The organism is Mesorhizobium sp. M7A.F.Ca.ET.027.02.1.1 (genome assembly GCF_004022985.1).
GTDB lineage: Bacteria > Pseudomonadota > Alphaproteobacteria > Rhizobiales > Rhizobiaceae > Mesorhizobium.
Genome location: NZ_RZOL01000739.1, coordinates 1 through 1407, shown reverse-complemented (window position 1 = coordinate 1407; position 1407 = coordinate 1). Strand labels below are relative to the sequence as shown.

The window sequence follows — 1407 nt, the reverse complement described above, 5'->3', positions numbered from 1 at the left end:
CGCCGGCTCCGTGCATGCACGCAGACTGCTTACGATCGATGCGGAGGGGAGACGCGAACGCGTCGAACTGCATCTGACGGGCAGCATCCAGGATGTCGCCGGCAAAGTGATACCCAGAACATTGATGGCTGAATGGAACCGCCTCCGGCTCTTCCCGTCAGGAGACTTCGCGCACTTTGTCGTAGGAGAGTTGGCCGTCGCCGATCCGGACGACGACAACAAATGGATGGCGCGCCAGACCGCTGTCCGAAATGTGGTGGATTTGCCGGCGGAAACGCCGGTTTTGGTGGAGCTGCGCGGTGGCGGGCAACGCGCCGGCAAGGCTTTCATCCTGCCTGGCGGCGACAGCGTAAATGCCAATGTGCGCGTATACGACGCGCCCGATTGCCAGGATGCAGACGTGCCGACTGAATTCGCCCTCATCGGTTCCGGGAGTCGCGGGTACGCGCCGAAGCGCGTCTATGTGGATCTGCCAAACAACTGGGCCTGCCGACCCGACGGCCTGGCTTCTCACTGCAACAAGATGGAAGAACCGGGAGCCTCGAAACGGTCGATATGGATGGTAGAGGGAGCGGCGATAGTGACATCATCGCGCGGGGACCTCTATCTGGTGAGAAGCGGCCAGAAGACCGAGATGCGGGATGTCCTCCTGCTGACCGGCGAGGCCGCGCCCGGATGTAGCATCAGCAATCCGGCGGTCAGCCTCTTCGCTGGCCGTCCTGCACTCCAACTTACGAAGGGCCAGCGCGAGTGGAACCCGTCGCTGAATGAAGTTTGGTGGCGACGTCGTGGAGAAGCTAGATGGCGTTCGGACCTCGACGCTGCCGGCCCTGGCGCGGTCGAGTATGCATGGCGTGATGTCAACACTGGCCATATCCGGGATCGTCGCGACGCCGTTGTCCTGCCTGAGGGTTTTGGGATCGAGCGCCGCCGCCGCGGCGAATGGTTGGAACTGTCGATCCACGGCTGGCCGGGACGGATCGAACTCGACGCCGGAGAACGGGTGGACACGGCCCTCTGGCGCTTTGTGGCAAAGGAAACTAACCGGGCATCATGCCAGGCCACTTTAATCGACGCTACCGGCGCAACTCTGCAGCTGACGGTCCCGCTCCCACACCAGGCGTGCATCGCGGATTGGTCGTCCGGCCCCGTGGCGGTCAAACAGTTCGTTTCTCTTTCAAGCATAAACCGATTTGCCGCAGTCGCCGACGGACGTTGCGAGTTGTTTGGCGTATTGCTGGACCGTGAGGGGCGAACAGTTTCACAAGGGCTCGCAAGCTGGTGGGTCGAGGGCGAACTTCCGCTTTCAACTATTCGCGATGATCTGGCTGCGTTGCTTCACTCGCTCGGCGACACACGCACCACGGTCAAGCTGAGCTTCAACGACAGCTCCAACAACTTCTGGAT

Annotated in this window: 1 protein-coding gene; it reads left to right on the top strand. The window is 61.8% G+C overall.

All coding sequences use genetic code 11. From position 1 onward, the window contains the following. A partial coding sequence (locus EN749_RS38020) for a hypothetical protein (protein ID WP_189367968.1) occupies positions 1-1407 on the top strand: 1407 nt, incomplete at both ends.